General features: G+C 65.5%; 13 protein-coding genes and 1 pseudogene. 4 read left to right on the forward strand and 10 right to left on the reverse strand.

Annotation, left to right across the window (positions count from 1 at the left end; all coding sequences use genetic code 11):
- Positions 1-336 precede the first annotated feature (336 nt).
- The 4 genes from VGN58_RS09740 to VGN58_RS09755 form a co-directional block, all read right to left on the reverse strand.
- Positions 337-1,824 (reverse strand): hypothetical protein, encoded by a 1,488-nt coding sequence (locus VGN58_RS09740; protein ID WP_327483048.1) that lies wholly within the window; start codon positions 1,822-1,824, stop codon positions 337-339.
- The gene (locus VGN58_RS09745) at positions 1,821-2,393 is read right to left on the reverse strand and encodes a hypothetical protein (protein WP_327483049.1); all 573 of its coding nucleotides are present in this window, start codon (positions 2,391-2,393) and stop codon (positions 1,821-1,823) included. Before VGN58_RS09745 ends, VGN58_RS09740 begins: the two co-directional genes overlap by 4 nt.
- A gap of 223 nt (positions 2,394-2,616) precedes the next feature.
- Positions 2,617-3,111, reverse strand: a complete 495-nt coding sequence (locus VGN58_RS09750) for a hypothetical protein (protein ID WP_327483050.1) — start codon at positions 3,109-3,111, stop codon at positions 2,617-2,619.
- A 328-nt stretch (positions 3,112-3,439) separates the two neighbouring features.
- On the reverse strand, positions 3,440-4,279 hold the full coding sequence (locus tag VGN58_RS09755; protein ID WP_327483051.1) for an amidohydrolase family protein: 840 nt from the start codon (positions 4,277-4,279) through the stop codon (positions 3,440-3,442).
- A gap of 97 nt (positions 4,280-4,376) precedes the next feature.
- On the opposite strand from VGN58_RS09755, the gene VGN58_RS09760 reads away from it, so the two are divergent.
- On the forward strand, positions 4,377-4,673 hold the full coding sequence (locus tag VGN58_RS09760) for an autorepressor SdpR family transcription factor (protein ID WP_327483052.1): 297 nt from the start codon (positions 4,377-4,379) through the stop codon (positions 4,671-4,673).
- Positions 4,670-5,050 carry a hypothetical protein gene (locus VGN58_RS09765; protein ID WP_327483053.1) on the forward strand — a complete coding sequence of 127 codons (381 nt, stop codon included), beginning with the start codon at positions 4,670-4,672 and terminating at the stop codon, positions 5,048-5,050. The genes VGN58_RS09760 and VGN58_RS09765 overlap by 4 nt, the downstream gene beginning before the upstream one ends.
- A gap of 487 nt (positions 5,051-5,537) precedes the next feature.
- Here VGN58_RS09765 and VGN58_RS09770 read toward each other — a convergent pair whose 3' ends face one another.
- Entirely contained in the window at positions 5,538-6,623 is a 1,086-nt protein-coding gene (locus tag VGN58_RS09770) for a carboxypeptidase-like regulatory domain-containing protein (RefSeq protein ID WP_327483054.1), read from the reverse strand.
- 1,353 nt (positions 6,624-7,976) lie between these two features.
- The gene (locus tag VGN58_RS09775; protein ID WP_327483055.1) at positions 7,977-9,308 is read right to left on the reverse strand and encodes an AAA family ATPase; all 1,332 of its coding nucleotides are present in this window, start codon (positions 9,306-9,308) and stop codon (positions 7,977-7,979) included.
- Positions 9,309-9,586: 278 nt separating this feature from the next.
- Between VGN58_RS09775 and VGN58_RS09780 the strand changes: the two genes are divergently transcribed.
- Positions 9,587-10,462, forward strand: a complete 876-nt coding sequence (locus tag VGN58_RS09780; RefSeq protein WP_327483056.1) for a type II toxin-antitoxin system RelE/ParE family toxin — start codon at positions 9,587-9,589, stop codon at positions 10,460-10,462.
- Between the two features lie 235 nt (positions 10,463-10,697).
- Here VGN58_RS09780 and VGN58_RS09785 read toward each other — a convergent pair whose 3' ends face one another.
- The 4 genes and pseudogenes from VGN58_RS09785 to VGN58_RS09800 all read right to left on the reverse strand — a co-directional run bounded on the left by VGN58_RS09785 (position 10,698) and on the right by VGN58_RS09800 (position 15,880).
- Positions 10,698-10,988: a HigA family addiction module antitoxin gene (locus VGN58_RS09785; protein WP_241047338.1), complete on the reverse strand. Its 291-nt coding sequence runs from the start codon at positions 10,986-10,988 to the stop codon at positions 10,698-10,700.
- Positions 10,989-11,015: 27 nt separating this feature from the next.
- Positions 11,016-11,294: pseudogene (locus VGN58_RS09790) on the reverse strand (type II toxin-antitoxin system RelE/ParE family toxin); the annotation flags it as partial.
- A gap of 317 nt (positions 11,295-11,611) precedes the next feature.
- Entirely contained in the window at positions 11,612-12,160 is a 549-nt protein-coding gene (locus tag VGN58_RS09795; protein WP_327483057.1) for a Pvc16 family protein, read from the reverse strand.
- A 48-nt stretch (positions 12,161-12,208) separates the two neighbouring features.
- On the reverse strand, positions 12,209-15,880 hold the full coding sequence (locus tag VGN58_RS09800; protein WP_327483058.1) for a methylmalonyl-CoA mutase family protein: 3,672 nt from the start codon (positions 15,878-15,880) through the stop codon (positions 12,209-12,211).
- Positions 15,881-16,030: 150 nt separating this feature from the next.
- Between VGN58_RS09800 and VGN58_RS09805 the strand changes: the two genes are divergently transcribed.
- Complete coding sequence (locus tag VGN58_RS09805) at positions 16,031-17,284, forward strand: 2OG-Fe(II) oxygenase (protein WP_327483059.1); 1,254 nt, start codon at positions 16,031-16,033, stop codon at positions 17,282-17,284.
- Positions 17,285-17,286 lie beyond the last annotated feature (2 nt).

A 17,286-nucleotide genomic window follows, 5' to 3' on the forward strand; every position in this document is an offset into this window, starting at 1 on the left:
GCGGCATCGCACCCGCCCCTCATCCGCTCCTGTATCGAGCACGGGGCAGGCTCGCCGGGCCCCTTCTCCCCGCACGCGGGGCGAAGGCACCGCGGCACCACCGTTCCCGTCTCCCGTGCACCACGGGGAGACGGTGCCGAAGGCGGATGAGGGGCGCTGTGCCGTCCGCGCACGTGACGCGCGCTGCCCGTAGGGCGGGCCAAGGCCTACCGTCTTCCGACCGGACGATGAGGCGACACCGGACACCCGTGCCTCAGGACGGCGGGCCTTGGCCCGCCCCACGAAACGCGATGCAGGCAGCACCTGGCGGGCTCACGCCCGCCAGGGCGCGAACGCCTACACCTGGCGTAGCGGCGACGCCTGCACGTCGCGCTCTTCGGCGACGGGTTGGCGCACGGTCTGCGGTTCTGCCCGCTCCCGGAACGCGGACGCTTCCGCCGACTGCGCGTACTCGCGCATGACGCGATCGGCCGTTGCCTCGTCGCCTGCGGCGACCGCCGCCAGCATGCGGTTGAGGTAGGGACTCTCGAACGTGGACGTGTCGGCGCGGGCGACGTCGCTGCGCTCGCGGTCGGGCAGCAGGTTCCGCTCGATCGCGCCCGCATCGGCGCGCAGGTCGGGCGTCTTGGGATCCACGCGCAACAGGGTCTCCTGTCGCCCGTTCTCGTCGATCGTCAGCGTGGTCGTGCCGTCGGTGTTGCGAGTGCGCGTTACGTCGTCGGGATCGATGCTGCGCCATTGCCAGCCGATATAGGCCTGGCCCTCGCCGTTCCGGTTCCAGTGCACGAAATCGTCGCCCGACACGTAGAAGCCCGCTTCGCGGCGCCCTTGCGCATTCGGTCGCGGATTGCCTTCGGCCAGCGAGCCGCCGCGGTCGAGCGCCTCGATCATGCGGCGCGAGCCTTCCGGCGTGAGGAACAGCGAGCGCACGGTGTCGTACTCGTGACCGAGATTCGGATTCTCCGCGTTGGGCTGGTGCGCGGCGACCGGCCCGATCAGCGGATCGGCCACCACGTTGCGCCACGCAGTCGACAACGGGCTGTCCGGATCGGCACCGCGCAAGGCGTTCAGCACCTCGATGCCGCGCAAGGTGTTGTCCGCGCCACTCTGCAGATAGTCGGGATTGCCGTTGCGCTGGTTCGGCAGGAAGCCGTCGATGGCGGTCTTGACCTCGTCCGGCGAGGTCAGCGTGCCCGCTTCCACCTGGTCCAACAGCCCCGGCCAACGGTTGCGGCCCGCCTGGTTCTGCAGCTTCATCATCATGCCGGCCAGTTCGGCCTGATCATCGCCGCTGCTGTTGCGGTACAACGCCGTGCGCTGCAGACGCTCCAAGGCGGAATCGCGATTGCCCACCACCTCGTCCGTCGCGGTGACGCCATTGACGTGCTCGGTGTCGAGACCGTGCACAAAGGTGCGTCCGGCATCTGAGGCGAGGAAGCGGTTGATGCGCGAGCGATCGATGTCGACGGCATTGTCCGCGCGCATCTCGCGCCCGGTGCGCTGCAGCGACTGCAGCGTGGCATCGTATGCGTTCTGTCCCAGCTCCAGCGTGGCGCGATCGGGCTGGGTGCGCGCCCAGGTCTGGTAGCTGTCCAGCAGGTCGCGCGCCACCTCGGGATGCTGTCCCAGGTCGATCTGCAGGGTGCCGAACGAGTACCCGCTGTTGGCCACCGGCTCCATGCGTCCGCCGGCGCCGACGTTGCCGGCGAAGCTCAGGCGGTAGGCGACGTCACGGCCCGCGATGCTGCCTTCCGAGGTGACGCCGACGGCGAAGTACGCCGCGGCCTGCAGCTCGTTGTCGGTCAGGGGATTCGGATTGGTCATGATCCCGCTCCTTTGGGTGCCACGTCAGGGTCGCGCGCCAGGCATTCCTGTACCCAGGGCTCTGCCTGCAAGGCGTCGCGTACTTCGTTGGCCAACGGCACGGCCTGGTAGTCGGCGAAGCAGCTGCCGTCGGCGCGCGCCAGATCGCCGAGCTTGCCATCGCAGATCCGCAACGGCTTGTCGATGGTTTGCCAGCCATCTTCGCATTCGGTATCGGTCTCGGAACCGGGACGACCGCAGATATGCGTGCGTCGTGCCTCGGTGGACGATGTCGCGCGTGCGATGACCCTGCCGGTGTACGCGTCTCCCGTGGCGAAGTAGGACCAGGCACCGCAGATGCGGTCGCCCTGTTGCAGCAGCACGTAGCGGCTGCATTCATCCGGCGAGGTCGTGCCTTCGCACGCCTCCCATTGTCCGGCAAATGGACTGCGCGCTTGCGGCGCTTCAGGTACGGCGTCGGATACGGCGGCGACTGCGTCCGCCACGGGTGCCGCGGGTGCCGCGTCGCTCCCCACCTGCCCGTCGCCGGCGCCGGTGCATGCCACCAGACCCAGCAACACCACCATCATCGAACTACGCATCCAGAATCCCTCCCGACCGGCGTTGCCCGATGCTACGACGCGACTACATCAACCCACAACCGCATGCATTCATGGACGTGACGAGCCGCTTCAGATTGATGATGACAACGCGTCATGACGCGCGTTGCTGCATGCGTTTACCAAAGAGGATGGTGATCCTCGCGAACGCGATGCACGAACACGACGTTCGCAGGGTCGTTCGTGGATGACATCACGGCTCGCCCGACAGGCACGCCTGCATCCACGGCTCCTCCAACAAGGCATCGCGCGCGTCGTCGGCCAGCGGAACGGACCGGTAGTAGGCGGAGCAGCTTCCATCGGCGCGCGTGCGGTCGCTGAGTCTGCCTTTGCAGAGGCGCAGGGGTTTGTCGATGCGCTGCCAGCCGTCTTCGCATTCGGTATCGGACTCGACGCTCCGACGACCGCACACATGCGTGCGCCGCGCCTCCGTGGACGAGTCTGCGCGCGCGACGATCCTGCCCCTGTACTCTTTTCCCGTAGCGAAATGAAACCAGGTACCGCAGATGCGGTCGCCGCGTTGCAGCAGCACGTAGCGACTGCATTGATCCGGCGGGGTCTCGCCGTGGCAGGCCGCCCATTCACCGTCGAATGCGCCGCTTGCGGCAATCGCCGAAGGGGCCGCTTCATCGCCCGCCTGCCCGGCGCGCATCCCCGTGCATGCCACCAGACCCAACAGCGCCACCATCGTCCATCTACGCATCCAGAATCCCTCCCGACCGGCGTTGCCCGATGCTACGACGCGACTCCTTCACCCACAACCGCATGCATTCACGATCGCGATGAACCGCTTCAGCTTGAAGGTGACAGCGACCCGTCACGATGTGCGTTGCTGCATGCGTTTACCACGGTGAATGTTGCTCCTTCGCGAACACAGCACGCGCATGCGCACTTCCCTTCTCCCCGTGCAACGGGGAGAAGGTGCCGAAAGCGGATGAGGGGCGCTGTTCGGTCCGTGCATGCGCTGCACGCTGCCCCGGGTGCGCTGCGCTTACCCGGGCTACGACATGCACGCGTCAGCGGCCGAACAGCTTCATCGCATTCCCGCTGCGGATCTTCGCTTTCTCTTCGTCGCTCAGGTCCAGGCGTTCGAATGCGTCGACGGTACGGCCGAGGCCGATCTGCGGATAGTCCGAGCCGAGCAGCACGTGGTCGAGGCCGACGTTGCGCAGGGTCCACAGGAATTCCGCTTCCACCGGCGAATCGGCCACCACCAGCACGGTGGCGGAGATATCGAAGTAGAGGTTTTCGAAGCCGAAGCCGTCGGCGGTGCGGGCCAGGGCCAGGATGTTCCAGAAGCGGAAGTTCAGGCCGCCGATGTGGGCGAGGATGAAGTTCGTCTTCGGTACACGCACCACCAGGTTGAACAGCTTTTCGCTGTCGCCCGGCAGGATGTTGGCGTTGTCCATCAGCACAGCCACGCCGAGTTCGCCGGCGCGGCGCGCGAGCGCTTCGAGGCGCGGGTCGGCCACGTCGAAGCCCTGGGTGTGGGCGTGGATCTTCAGCACCTTCACCCCGGCGGCGGCCACGCGGGCCAGTTCCGCCAGGGCGGCGTCGCCGTCGTAGGGGTGGACGGTGGCGATGGGCAGCACGTCGGCGTGCTTGGCGGCCAGGGCGATGACGCGGTCGTTGCCGGCGCGGATCTTCGCCAGCTCGCCCTGCCGGGCCTGGTGCGGACCGCCGAACCACATCACGCCGATGCCGGACAGGTCCAGCCCGGCGGCGCGCACGTCGTCGCGGTACTGCTGCAGCGAGGTCTCGCCGTCGCGCAGATGCACGTGCACGTCGAACGCGGGACCGGCGGCGACCGCCGCGGGAGATATCAGGCACAGCGACAGGACCAGCGCGCGCAGCATGCGTCGTCTCACAACTGGAGGAAGGCGCGCATGGTGCCATGCCTCGCCCCGACGGGCGGCGGTTGACACATTTCGATGTTTAGCTAACTATCGCACCATGAGCCAGGTCTTCCGCGCCCTTTCCGATCCCACCCGCCGCCAGGTGCTGCAGTTGCTGCGTCAGGGGCCGCTGAGCGCGGGCGAGCTGAGCGACCAGTTCGACGTGTCCAAGCCGACCATGTCGGCGCACTTCGCGGTGTTGAAGGAGGCCGACCTGGTGCATGCGGAAAAGGTCGGCAAGTCGGTGATCTACCACCTGAAGCTGTCGGTGCTGGAAGACGCACTGCTCGGCTTCGTCCACTCGTTCGGGGCGGGCAGCCCCGCGCCCACATCCAAGAAGGAATCTGCGAAATGAACAGAGAAGTGATGACCAGCCTGGCCTGGGGTATCGGTATCGTGGTGCTGGCGCTGTGCGCCACGTTCGCCCGCTCGCGCGGTTACATCGACGGCGAGATGGTCGACCGCATCGTGATGGGATCGATCGGCCTGATGGTGGCGTGGTTCGGCAACCAGATGCCCAAGCGGTTCGTGCCCAGTACGCGGGCGCGGCAGGCACAGCGCGTGGCCGGTTGGTCGATGGCGCTCAGCGGCCTGGTCTATGCGGGGTTCTGGATCGCGGCGCCGAAGGACGTGGCGGTGGTCGGCGGTTCGCTGGCCATCCTGCTCGGCATCGGGGTGACGGTGGCCTACTGCCTGTCGCTGCGGAACCGGGCGCGGGTGTCGGGCGCCTGAGGCCGGTGTCGGCGGGCCGGTTCGCCGGCCGGCGCTCAGGGGGTCCGGCGGCGGTTGCATCGTTTCGACTCAGCGTTGGATGTTTTCGATGCAGCGTTGGATCTTTTCGATGCAACGTTCGATCGTTTCGATGGAATGTTGGGCCTTAGTGTTAGACGACTGCATCGTTTCGATCCAACGTTGCATCGTTTTGATGGAACGTTGGATGTTTGTGTTAGATGAGCCGATGGTTTTGATGGAACGTTGGATCGTTTTGATCGAACGTTGGATGTTTTTGATGGAACGTCGGGTCTTAATGTTAGAAGACGCGCCGGGAAACAGGTCTCGGTGCATCCTGGTGTGAGACGCGCCGGCGGCTGACCGAGGCCCGCCCTACGCGGCCGACCGTAGGGGCAGCGGGAACGTCGGCCCCGGGTGCGCTGCGCTGACCCGGGCTATGGGTGGACGCAAGCGCCGACGGCCCTGCCCCGTTACGACGGCGGCGCGGTCAGCGGCAGATGAAGAAGCAGCCCAGCATCGACTTGTCCAGGCTCACCTGCAGGGCTTCGCCGTCCTTGAGGTGCACGGTCTTGGAGAAGGTGGTGTTCTTCTTCACGTCCTCGAACCAGTAGGCGACCTGGTCGTTGGAGCCGATGTGCTGGTTGCCGACAAACACGTCGGTGCGGCCGGTCACTTCGCTGCGGGTCACGGTCTCTTTGTAGGAGAAGTCGGCGATCAGCAGGTACTCGCCGGGTGGCAGCCGGGTGAAACGGAAGCTGCCCTGGTCGTCCAGGATGGTGGCGAACATGAAGTGCTTGGCGATGCGCTCGGGGATCCGGTCGGGCATCTTCTGGCTCTGCCTGACCGTCTCGAACCACTGCTTGAACTCGTCGCTCATGTGGATCAGGCCGACCCGCTGGCTGCCCTTCGGCGGGTACTGCTTCTTGGCCAGCATCGCGCCCTTGTAGAAGGCGGTGCCGGCGATGGTGCCGGTGCCCATCAGGCGGATCTCCGACGTGGCTTCGGCCAGGGTCTTGCCGCCGGTGTAGGGCTTGCCGGCCAGGCAGTCCAGCATGGCGCTGCGCGCCTGGTCCAGGCCCTCGTAGGACAGTGCGAACACGTCCACGCCGTCCACCCGCGCGGTCATGCCGGTTTCCTTGGGGCGCATGGAGGCCATGGTCTGTTTCAGGTCGCCGACGGGGATCATCACGAAGCCGCCGCTCTGACCGCCGCTGGCCGGCATCAGGGCGCCGCGCATCGTCGCGGGCGGCAGGCCGTCCTGTTGCACCTGCACGCTGACTTCCTTCGCGGCCGGGGGTGCGGCGATGCGGGGGCCGTGCAGCAGGAGGGCGCCGCTGGGCGTTTTGGCGCTGGGGCCGATCAGGGCGAGTTGCGACGGGTCCTTCTTGGCGGCGGTGAAGCGGGCCACGCAGCCCTGGCCGGGCGTGCCTTCGGGCTGCTGCAGGAACCAGGCGCCGTCGGCGTTGCGGGTGATGAGGCGGCCTTCGTCGTCGGCGGCGTGTGCCGGGGCGGTGAGGCCGAGGGTGGCGGCCAGCAGGGTGAGCAGTGCGGGGGTCAGGCGGCGAGGCGTCATCACGGGCGTCCGATGTCCAGGTGCATGGAATTGTGACGGGTCGGCGGGAGGCGCACGAGTGACGTTGGTCCCCTGCGCGGTGCCGTTGGTCACGGGCTGCGGCCGCGGCGTTCGGCGAGGCGTTGCCACGCGCGCGCCAGGCTTTTTCCCTCTCGGGAGAGGCTCGATGTGTGACGAGAGCGGCTTTCGGTCGCTCCAGAGAGGGTGCAAGTGAGAAGAGAGAGACTTCCCTGCTCTCTCCCCAGGCTTTTTGCCGCTTTAAAGCGGCGTGATGTGTGAGGAGAGAGGCTTTGCGGCGCTTTAGAGCGGGTGAAAGTGAGAAGAGAGAGACTTATTTGCGCTCTCGTCAGGCTTTTTCCCGCCCTGGAGAGACTTACGGGTGAATCAAAGAAGTTTTGAGGTGCTCTTCGGAAGTGGAAAGTGAGCATGTGATGCCCGCGACGCCCCCCCCCGGTCTTGATCCCCACCCCCAGACGCGACGGTAGTTCGACATGCCGGCAGCGCGCCGAAGCAATCATGTGATCACCGTCGCCGCAGCCCGCGCATCGATGTGGCAGAAGTCCGACCCGTCCAAGCCGCACGCCGGTGGACCAGGGCCCACCCTACGCAATCCATCACCGCTCGGCGCACCCCGATAACGCTTCAAGCGTAGGGCGGACTGAAGCCCACCTTACGGGTTGCGAGAAGAGGGAAGATTCAGTCGCTTACGGCAACGGCAATTCGACCTGAGCCTCCCCTAACTAGTTGCCGAAACAAAGTGCCGACTTTGAGTTTGATAAGAGGGATGACCAACATGACGAAGAAATCGCCGGAAAGACCTAGATCTCTCCTCTATGACGGCAATACTAGACACCTGCGCAATCCGCACTGCGTCACGACGCTTCCCGTACCCCTTACTGGAAGCACGCTCTAGTTCAGCTTGAGCATCGCCAATGGAGTCAGCACCAGCATTTCTGACACGCCGCGCTAACGAATCGGAGATGCTGAACCCTTTAAGCGTCGAGACACCCTCCGCATCCGCGAGCAACCAGTTCTCCAGCTTCCGATCTTTCACGACAACTTCAACCTCTGTGAATCCTGAGCCATGGAAAGCAGCGCGCAATTCTTGCGCACGCTGACCCGGACACATAGAGGACTGCTCCCGATCAATAACCACCACAATCTTATTGACCCTCCTCGCACGCCATATCTCAATGCGACTTCGCGCAGCGAAAACCACCTGCGCATTTGGCGCGCTTGGCTGCATGTCTGCGTATACCGCGCCAAGCAGTTCAATCTCGGCTAAAGATAGTTTCCCGAGAATAACCTTCAGAACTTCCACCTCGGCATCCCCGTCGCATATCACCCCAACCCTCATTGCGACGCACCAGAAGGTACTGCCTCCGCGACCATCCCCGCATCTATGTAGTCGAAGAGGCGGAAGCGACCAGCAACCCAATCATCTTGAAGCTGTGAATCAAAAGCTGTTAGCTGCTGAACAGCTGTTTCCCCATTCTTTTTGAACACTACGCTCACTTCCTCTGGTGAAACAGAGTTGAGCACTAGCGGCGAGTGAGTTGTTAGCAAAATAGGTTTTCTTGAAGAGAGCTTCCTCAATCCACCCATAATTACCTTAATTATCCAGGGGTGAAGAGAATTCTCTGGCTCTTCAATAAAAAGCAACGCGGCTCTCGGGTCATAGCAAGCGACCAGTATTGCCAACGACCTGATGGTGCCGTCCGACACTTCCTCCGCAGTCCATGATCGTCCCACACCTCTTTCCTTGAAGAAAATCCCCAACGTCCGAGTGTGTAAGTAGTCAACAGAAATACTTTCAATCTCTGGAACAATATCCTTCATGAGGCTTTCAACGTTCCCCCACTCTTCCGCGTGGTGTCGCTGCATCCAATCGACGACCGCCGGCAAATTTTCACCCCTATTACTTAGAGAAGGATTAGGGGTCGGAACACCTGGACTTCTCGCGACCTCTGGAGACAACTGAAAAACAGACATTCGCTGCAGCCAGTTGAACAGGCGACCTGGAACTGAAGACCTTATGTAAGGAAAAGTTGATAGAAGCTCTGTTGCGGGCAGCACAACTGCAGGAGCTTCTTGTGCAGCCCAGAATCTTGGCTCAAAAAGGACGGCAGTTGCGAATCTAGATCGATCATCAGCGGAGGCCGTAACCTCGCCTCCGGCCGACCTACGCAATGACACCTCATCGCTAGGCGCCCCGAAAAGATCTTGCTGAGCAAGTGAGCCATCAATATTCAGTGTCAAGCACTCATCAGAGACAATAAACTCGCTTCGAATCCCTTGGCCAGTAGCTCGAAACGAAAATTTGTGCTTCATGTGAATTGTAGCGGCCGGACCCACCCCATCATCAACACCGCGCCTGCGAAGCTCAGGATAAATTTCCGCCAGGCGCATCGTCATGCTCATCTCAATCTCGAACTGAATTGCCGTTCTTGATCTACGCTCTTTTCGATGAGCAATGTTTTCATAGCCGCCTTTTCTGGCTATCGCATGCTCAAGTCCTAGCTGGTAAACCAACTTCAGAAAATCAAACGCATCCGCCAAGTTTGTTTTGCCAGACCCATTTCGACCCACCAAAACAGTGAAGTCAGATTGCGCTGGAAATAGCTCCACGTAGCGCAATGACTTGTAGTTATGAATAGCTATTCTTTTCAGCTTTGTTATGGCCATTGAATCATCCAGAGTAGATCCAACTCAGGTGAGGCCGACTCCAAACTTGCCGAACCTCAGCCCGCAGCATCAAAACAGTTACGACACGCTTTCAGCCGAAAGCATCCACCCATGGAGAAAGCGCGGAAACTGGCAAGGCTTTCGCGGTGCGCTGCAGCGGTTCATGAGACGCATGCATTTGTAGAGAAAGCGACAGTTATCATGCACCGTAATCGCAATGCCTTCCTCACACCACCCCACCGCATGAACTCCCCCTCCCCCGACGCCCTCACCCCCACATGAGTGACGCGCCAAGCCGCACGCGCGCGGCGTCGCTGAGTCCGCTGGACAGGGAAGACCTCCACATCAAACGGCACGAGCGCAGCATCGGCTCCCTCGTCAGCCTGCTGGTGCACGTCCTGTTCCTGGCCGCCCTGTTGTACTCCTCCAGGATCACCCTGTCCCAGCCCGAGAGCAGCAGCGCCGGCGGCGCGCGCGTCAAGGTCGACTTCCTGGGCGACCCCACCGACGCCACCCCCAATCCGCCCGTTCCCCCGACCGGCAGCCCGACCCCCAGCGAGCGCCCCACACCCCGCAAACCCCTCGTCACCACCCCCGTCACCTCCCCGGTGGACACCACCCGCGTGACCGAGGTCGAAAACCCCGTCGCCCCCGACGAAAGCCAACCCCAGCCCCCGGCCAGCCAGCAGGCCATCGCCCCACCCCAGAACCGCCCCCCGTCCAGCCCACCCGCCTGGCGCCGCTCCGCCCGCTGGGGCCAGCCCCCCGGCATGCTCGCCCAGGAAACCGCCCCCGAAAACCTGGGCCCCACCGTCGGCAGCGGCCAGCGCCAGGGCAACCAACAGGGCAACGCCGCCACCCCCAGCATGGAAGTGGACGGCCACCAGATCTACTACGACCTGCGCAATGAACTGAAGATCGCCCAATGGCAGGCCCAGGGCATGAAGGAAATCGCCTTCCCCCTGCCCGGCCGCCGCGACCTGATGGTCTGCGCCCTGGAGATCGTCGCCACCCGCGGCTCCGGCGGCTGCCGCCTGGTGCAGCCCGGGGACCCGGAACTGGCCGCCATCGGCGACGCCCGCGACGTGGTGAACGTCATGCGCATCTACCGCCGCGGCGAACTGATCTGGCGCGGGCCGGGGGTGTACCGGTAACCCGTTTCCTTCTCCCTGCGTCAGCGGGGAGAAGGTGCCCGGAGGGCGGATGAGGGGCAGAGCGCGGTAATCCACCGGGCGCCGAAGCATCGCCTCTCCGTTCGCCCCTCACCCGCCTTCGGCACCCTCTCCCCGCTTCGCAGGGAGAGGGAAACATCGATGCATCGTGAGGGAACCATCGATGCAACGTGTTCGCCCCTGAAAAGAAGAACCCCGCCGTGGCGGGGTTCCTGATTCATGCCGCGATCCGCTCGATCCGGGCGACCGCATCACCGAGGACGCGATGCGCTTCCTCCAGATCGTAGTCCGCCTGCAAGCCCAGCCAGAACCGCTCGCTGGTCCCCAGCGCCGCCGCCAGCCGGACCGCGGTGTCGGCGGTGATACCACGCTTGCCGAGCACGATCTCGTTGATGCGGCGCGGCGGAACCTCCGCGGCGCGCGCCAGCGCGTTCTGGCTGATGCCCATCGGGAGCAGGAACTCCTCCAAGAGCACTTCACCGGGATGGATGTTGGGCAGGGTCTTCATGGAAACGAATCTCTTGGATACAGCTCCGTGGTAATCGACGATTTCCACGCCATGCGCGTCACCGTTCTTCCAGCGGAAGCAGACGCGCCATTGATCGTTGATCCGGATGCTGTGCTGGCCCTTGCGGCCGCCTTTCAGCGCCTCAAGCCGATTGGCCGGGGGAATCCGCAGATCGTCCAGGGTCGCCGCATTGTTCAACCTGCGCAGCTTGCGACGCGCCACGGCCTGCATGCCGGCCGGCAAGCGCCGCGAGGGCGTGCCGTTCCAGACTTTCTCGGCTTCCTTGTCGGCGAAGTCCCGGATCACGGCCCCCCCATAACGCTGGCCGTCATGGGACGCAACCCACCATACGCATGCAGCAGCGCGGCGAAGTTCCTGGCGCGGACGGGGAGCTTACGGTTGAAGCACCGACGCTTTTCCTTCTCCCTGCGATAGCGGGGAGAGGGAAACGTCGATGCATTGAGCACAGCCGTCACCCCCGCGCAGGCGGGGGCCCAGTGACGTGGCTTCGATGCACACAAGGCGCTGGGTCCCCGCCTGCGCGGGGATGACGGCACGGGCGATCAGGGCGACACCGTGCAAGCAGGTCTTACCCGCTTCGCAGGGAGAGGGAACGCTCGCAACTAGACCCCGATGACCGGCGCCGGTGACGGCGGCTCCGCGCGCCATTGCACCTCGGCCCTGACCAACAGCCCTGCCCGCTGCCGTATCCCGGACGCGGCCCACAGGCCCGCCATCTGCTCCAGCGGCACATCCAGCAACAGCCAGCGCACGGTCAACGATCCGGAGGCCAGCGACGCCCAGCGCGCGGGCTGCGACAGGCCTTCGCCCAGCGTGTCGTGCATGCGCATCGGTCGCTCGGACACCGACTGCAGCGCCGCGTCCAGCAGGGCCAGTTCGGCCAGCGCCTCGCCGCCGAGGCCGGCGATCAGGTAGTCCAGCTCCAGCTCCAGCGGCGGCAGCAGGGTGCTTGCCCCCACGCGGCGCTCCATCACCTCGTTGCGCCGCGTTTTCGCCATCCCGATCCGAAACAGCTGGACGAACAGGCCGTCCCGCGCGGGCGCGTCGGCGGGCGGTGTCCCCACGATCACCTGCACACCGGCCGGCAACGCCGACACCAGTTGACCGCGCAGTGCATCGGTGACCAGCGCAATGACTTCATGGGACGACATGGCGACTCTCTCCGTGTTGCAGTCCGCCGCCACGGCCGTGGACGACGATTACATGTTCCGCCGGTACTCGCCGCCCACGTCGTACAGCGCGTGGCTGATCTGGCCTAGGCTGTGCGTCTTCACCGCCTCGATCAGGGCCTCGAACACGTTGCGGCGCTCGCGCGCGGTGCGCTGCAGGTAGGCCAGGCCATGGCCATCGTGCACCTCGGGCTCGGCGTGTTCTTCCAGCGCGGCGGCGTGGCTGTGGTCGGTCTCGCCTTCCGGCGCCAGCGCGTTGCGGCTGGCCTGCCACGCACGGACGTTGGCGATCTGCTGGGCCTTCTCGTCCTCGGTCGAGCGGATCAGCTCGATCTCGGTGGCGATCTCGCCGCCGTGCTCGCGCGGCAGGAAGGTGTTCACGCCTACCAGCGGCAGGCTGCCGTCGTGCTTCTTGTGCTCGTAGTACAGCGACTCTTCCTGGATCTTGCCGCGCTGGTACATGGTGTCCATCGCGCCGAGCACGCCACCGCGCTCGCTGATGGCCTCGAATTCCTTGTAGACCGCCTCTTCCACGATGTCGGTCAGCTGGTCGACCACGAAGCTGCCCTGCCACGGGTTCTCGTTGAAGTTCAGCCCCAGCTCCTTGTTGATGATCATCTGGATGGCCACCGCGCGGCGCACGCTTTCTTCCGTCGGCGTGGTGATGGCCTCGTCGTAGGCGTTGGTGTGCAGGCTGTTGCAGTTGTCGAACAGCGCGTACAGCGCCTGCAGCGTGGTGCGGATGTCGTTGAACTGGATCTCCTGCGCGTGCAGCGAGCGGCCCGAGGTCTGGATGTGGTACTTCATCATCTGGCTGCGCTCGTTGGCGCCGTAGCGCTCGCGCATCGCTCTTGCCCAGATGCGGCGGGCGACGCGACCGATGACGGTGTACTCCGGGTCCATGCCGTTGCTGAAGAAGAACGACAGGTTGGGCGCGAAGTCGTCGATCTTCATGCCGCGCGCCAGGTAGTACTCCACGATGGTGAAGCCGTTGGACAGGGTGAAAGCCAGCTGGCTGATCGGGTTCGCCCCGGCCTCGGCGATGTGGTAGCCGCTGATGCTCACCGAGTAGAAGTTGCGCACCGCGTGGTCGACGAAGTACTGCTGGATGTCGCCCATCATGCGCAGGGCGAACTCGGTGCTGAAGATGCAGGTGTTCTGCGCCTGGTCTTCCTTCAGGATGTCGGCCTGCACGGTGCCGCGCACGGTCGCCAGTGTCTCGGCCTTGATGCGGGCGTAGGTGTCCGCGTCCACCAGCTGGTCGCCGGTGATGCCGAGCAGGCCCAGGCCCAGGCCGTTGTTGGTCGGCGGCAGTTCGCCGTGGTACTGCGGACGAACGCGGCCTTCGAAGAAGGCGTCGATCTTCTTCTGCGCCTCGGCCCAGCGCGCGTCGTCGGCCTTCAGGTATTTCTCCACCTGCTGGTCGATGGCGGTGTTCATGAACATCGCCAGGATGATCGGCGCCGGTCCGTTGATGGTCATCGACACCGAGGTGGTGGGCGCGCACAGGTCGAAGCCGGAGTACAGCTTCTTCATGTCGTCCAGCGTGGGGATGTTGACGCCGGAGTTGCCGATCTTGCCGTAGATGTCCGGGCGCGGCGCCGGGTCTTCGCCGTACAGCGTGACGCTGTCGAAGGCCGTGGACAGGCGCGCGGCCGGCTGGCCGACGCTGAGGTAATGGAAGCGGCGGTTGGTGCGCTCCGGCGTGCCTTCGCCGGCGAACATGCGGATGGGGTCCTCGCCGGTGCGGCGGTACGGATACACGCCGCCGGTGTACGGATAGCTGCCCGGCAGGTTCTCTTTCTGCAGGAACGTCAGCAGTTCGCCCCAGCCCTGGTATGGCGGCGGCGCGATCTTCGGGATCTGCTGGTGGCTGAGCGAGGTGGTGTAGTTGTCGATGCGGATGGTCTTGCCGCGTACCTGGTACTCGTTGACCGGATCGGTCACGGCCTTGTGCCGCGCCGGCCACTCGCGCAGCAGCTTCAGCGCCTCGGACGACAGCGACTGGAGGGCGTCGTTGTAGCGCTGGCGGAGGGTGAGCAATGAACGATCCACGGGGTGAGCCCCTCTCCCTTCACGGGAGAGGGGTTGGGGAGAGGGTGAGTCCGCGCCCGCCCCCTCTCCCGCCGCGCGCGGCGCGGCGACCTCTCCCGCAAGGGGAGAGGTGGGAAGCAGCGCATCCGATGCATACAACTCCAGCGCCTTCGGCAGCGCCGGATCCTCCAGATCCTTCAGCGCATTCCAGTAGTGCTGCGCGCGGCTGGCGGTCTCGGCTTCGGTCTCGATGCGGCGGTTGATGCCGCGCCCCTGTTCGGCGATCTCGGCCAGGTAGCGCACGCGGCTGCCGGGGATCAGCACGGTGGCGCGCGGCTCCTTCAGCGTAGTGTCGATGGCCGGCGTCCACGTCTCCGCCGGCAGCTGCAGCTTCTCGCGCAGCAGGCGGCACAGGTTGGCGAACATCCAGCTGACGCCGGGGTCGTTGAACTGGCTGGCGATCGTGGGATACACGGGCACGTCGGCATCCGCGGTCTGGAACGCCACGCGGTTGCGCTTCCACTGCTTGCGCACGTCGCGCAGCGCGTCTTCGGCGCCGCGCTTGTCGTACTTGTTCAGCACGATCAGCTCGGCGAAGTCGATCATGTCGATCTTCTCCAACTGGCTGGCCGCGCCGTAGTCGCTTGTCATCACGTACATGGGGAAGTCGACCAGGTCGACGATCTCCGAATCGCTCTGGCCGATGCCGGCGGTCTCGACGATCACCAGGTCGAAGCCGAGCGACTTCAGGAAGGCGATGCAGTCCTTCAGCACGGCATTGGTCGCCACGTGCTGGCGGCGGGTGGCCATCGAGCGCATGTAGATGCGCTCGCTGCGCAGCGCGTTCATGCGGATGCGGTCGCCGAGCAGCGCGCCGCCGGTGCGGCGACGGGTGGGATCGACCGAGATCACGGCGATATGCATCTGCGGGAAGCAGGACAGGAAGCGGTTCATCAGTTCGTCGGTGACCGACGACTTGCCGGCGCCGCCGGTGCCGGTGATCCCGATCACTGGCGTGATCGGGCGGGATTCGGGATTGGAGATTGGGGATTCGGCAGCGCGCTGGGCCGCCCAACCCTTGCGCATCAGGGCCAGCTCGGCCTCGGAGAACACGCCGTCCTCGATGGCGGACAACATCCGGCCGATGCCCATCTCGTCATTGATCGCAGGCTTCGGCTCTCTCGAATCCCGACTCCCCAATCCCGATTCCCGGTCATTGCGCGCAGTGCGCGCTATGACATCGCCGATCATTTCGACCAGGCCCATCTTCATGCCGTCGTTCGGGTGGTAGATGCGCTCCACGCCGTAGGCCTGCAGTTCCGCGATTTCTTCGGGCGTGATGGTGCCGCCGCCGCCGCCGAACACACGCACGTGGCCGGCGCCGCGTTCCTTGAGCATGTCGACCATGTACTTGAAGTACTCGACATGCCCGCCTTGGTAGCTGGACAGCGCGATGGCGTCGGCGTCTTCCTGCAGCGCGGCGCGGACGACGTCCTCGACGCTGCGGTTGTGGCCCAGGTGGATGACTTCCGCGCCCTCGCCCTGGATCAGGCGGCGCATGATGTTGATGGCCGCGTCGTGCCCGTCGAACAGGCTGGCGGCGGTGACGAAGCGCAACGGCGTGGCGTCGGCCTGGGCGGCGGGAAACTGGCTGGCGGGTGTGCTCACGCGGACTCACTGGCAGTGCGGACAGACGCGGGATTGTAGCCGCTCGCGCGTGGACACCTCACCAATTGCACACCAGTGGACACGGCACGCACACCCTACGGTGGCGTGCGGTGGCGCGGTGGATCGCCGGGCTTCCGCTACCATCCGCGCATGCGGACCAATGCGGCACAGACCGGAACATCCACCACCACGGGCGACGCGCTGTTCGCGCAGGCGCGCGCGCTGGTGCAGCAGGGTGAGCACGAGCAGGCGTTCGCGTGCTACGTGCAGGCCGCGGATGCCGGCCATCCCGCCTCCATGATCGAGGCCGCACGCATGGCGATGCATGGGGTCGGCACCCCGCAGGACATCGGGCGCGCGCTCACCTGGCTGGCGGTTGCGGAAGAGCGGGGTCATCCGGCGGCGGCCTATTACCTGGCATGGCTGGGCGCGGGCGGTACCGCCCTGCCCTTCGACGGCGCCGTGCAGGCGCGCCTGTTGGCCGCGGCCAACGGCGGGCATCCGTCGGCCATGCTCGCGCTGGCGGTGTACTTCGGGCACAAGGCGGCACCCGACGATCAGCAGCGCTGCATCGCCCTGCTCGAACAGGCCGCGCATGCGGGACATGCCGTCGCCGCGATGTTGCTGGCGGAGCGGCTGGCGCGCGGCGAAGGCATGGCACCCGACCCTGCCGCCGCCGCGCAGCTGCGCGAGCAGCTGATGACGGCTGGCCATCCGTCCCTGCCCGAGGTACCGGGTGATGCCGGCCTCGCATGGCCGGGCGCGCCCGGCGTGCTTGAGCTCGCCGACGTGCTATCGGTGCCGGCGGTCACCCAACGCGCGCAAGCGCCGCGCGTCTGGACGATCGACGGCCTGCTGTCGGCGGACGAGTGCCGGCTGCTGATCGCGCACAGCCTGCCCCGGCTGAGGCGCTCGCGCGCCGTCGATCCGCGCACCGGCGCGCCGCGCGAGGTGGCGCTGCGTACCAGCAGCGATGCCACGCATGACCCGATGCTGGAGGACGTGGCGATCCGCCTGGTGCAGGCGCGGATGGCCGCCGCTGCCGGCGTGCCGCTGGCGCATGCCGAACGCCTGACCGTGCTGCGCTACCTGCCGGGCGAGCAGTACCGACCGCATCGCGACTACCTGCCGCCGGGTTCGCCGGAAACGGATCGGCCCGACGCGGGCAACCGGCTGCGCACGATCTGCGTGTATCTCAACGGCGTTGAGGCAGGCGGCGCCACGGCGTTCCCGCGCGCAGGACTGGAGATTGCCCCGAAGGCAGGCAGGGCCGTGGTCTTCGACAACCTGCACGCCGACGGTCGTCCCGATCCGGACAGCCTGCACGCCGGCCTGCCGGTCGAAGCCGGCGAGAAGTGGCTGGCAACCCTGTGGATCCGCCAGCGCCCCTACCGCGCGTTGTAGCG

Source organism: Pseudoxanthomonas sp., assembly GCF_035999195.1.
In the GTDB taxonomy this organism is placed as follows: domain Bacteria; phylum Pseudomonadota; class Gammaproteobacteria; order Xanthomonadales; family Xanthomonadaceae; genus Pseudoxanthomonas_A.

Excerpts from the sequence above, each read along its gene's own strand:
- VGN58_RS09740 (WP_327483048.1), bottom strand. The coding sequence starts at position 1,824 with ATGACCAATCCGAATCCCCTGACCGACAACGAGCTGCAGGCCGCGGCG.
- VGN58_RS09745 (WP_327483049.1), bottom strand. The coding sequence starts at position 2,393 with ATGATGGTGGTGTTGCTGGGTCTGGTGGCATGCACCGGCGCCGGCGAC.
- VGN58_RS09750 (WP_327483050.1), bottom strand. The coding sequence starts at position 3,111 with ATGGTGGCGCTGTTGGGTCTGGTGGCATGCACGGGGATGCGCGCCGGG.
- VGN58_RS09755 (WP_327483051.1), bottom strand. The coding sequence starts at position 4,279 with ATGCTGCGCGCGCTGGTCCTGTCGCTGTGCCTGATATCTCCCGCGGCG.
- VGN58_RS09760 (WP_327483052.1), top strand. The coding sequence starts at position 4,377 with ATGAGCCAGGTCTTCCGCGCCCTTTCCGATCCCACCCGCCGCCAGGTG.
- VGN58_RS09765 (WP_327483053.1), top strand. The coding sequence starts at position 4,670 with ATGAACAGAGAAGTGATGACCAGCCTGGCCTGGGGTATCGGTATCGTG.
- VGN58_RS09770 (WP_327483054.1), bottom strand. The coding sequence starts at position 6,623 with ATGACGCCTCGCCGCCTGACCCCCGCACTGCTCACCCTGCTGGCCGCC.
- VGN58_RS09775 (WP_327483055.1), bottom strand. The coding sequence starts at position 9,308 with ATGGCCATAACAAAGCTGAAAAGAATAGCTATTCATAACTACAAGTCA.
- VGN58_RS09780 (WP_327483056.1), top strand. The coding sequence starts at position 9,587 with ATGAGTGACGCGCCAAGCCGCACGCGCGCGGCGTCGCTGAGTCCGCTG.
- VGN58_RS09785 (WP_241047338.1), bottom strand. The coding sequence starts at position 10,988 with ATGAAGACCCTGCCCAACATCCATCCCGGTGAAGTGCTCTTGGAGGAG.
- VGN58_RS09795 (WP_327483057.1), bottom strand. The coding sequence starts at position 12,160 with ATGTCGTCCCATGAAGTCATTGCGCTGGTCACCGATGCACTGCGCGGT.
- VGN58_RS09805 (WP_327483059.1), top strand. The coding sequence starts at position 16,031 with ATGCGGACCAATGCGGCACAGACCGGAACATCCACCACCACGGGCGAC.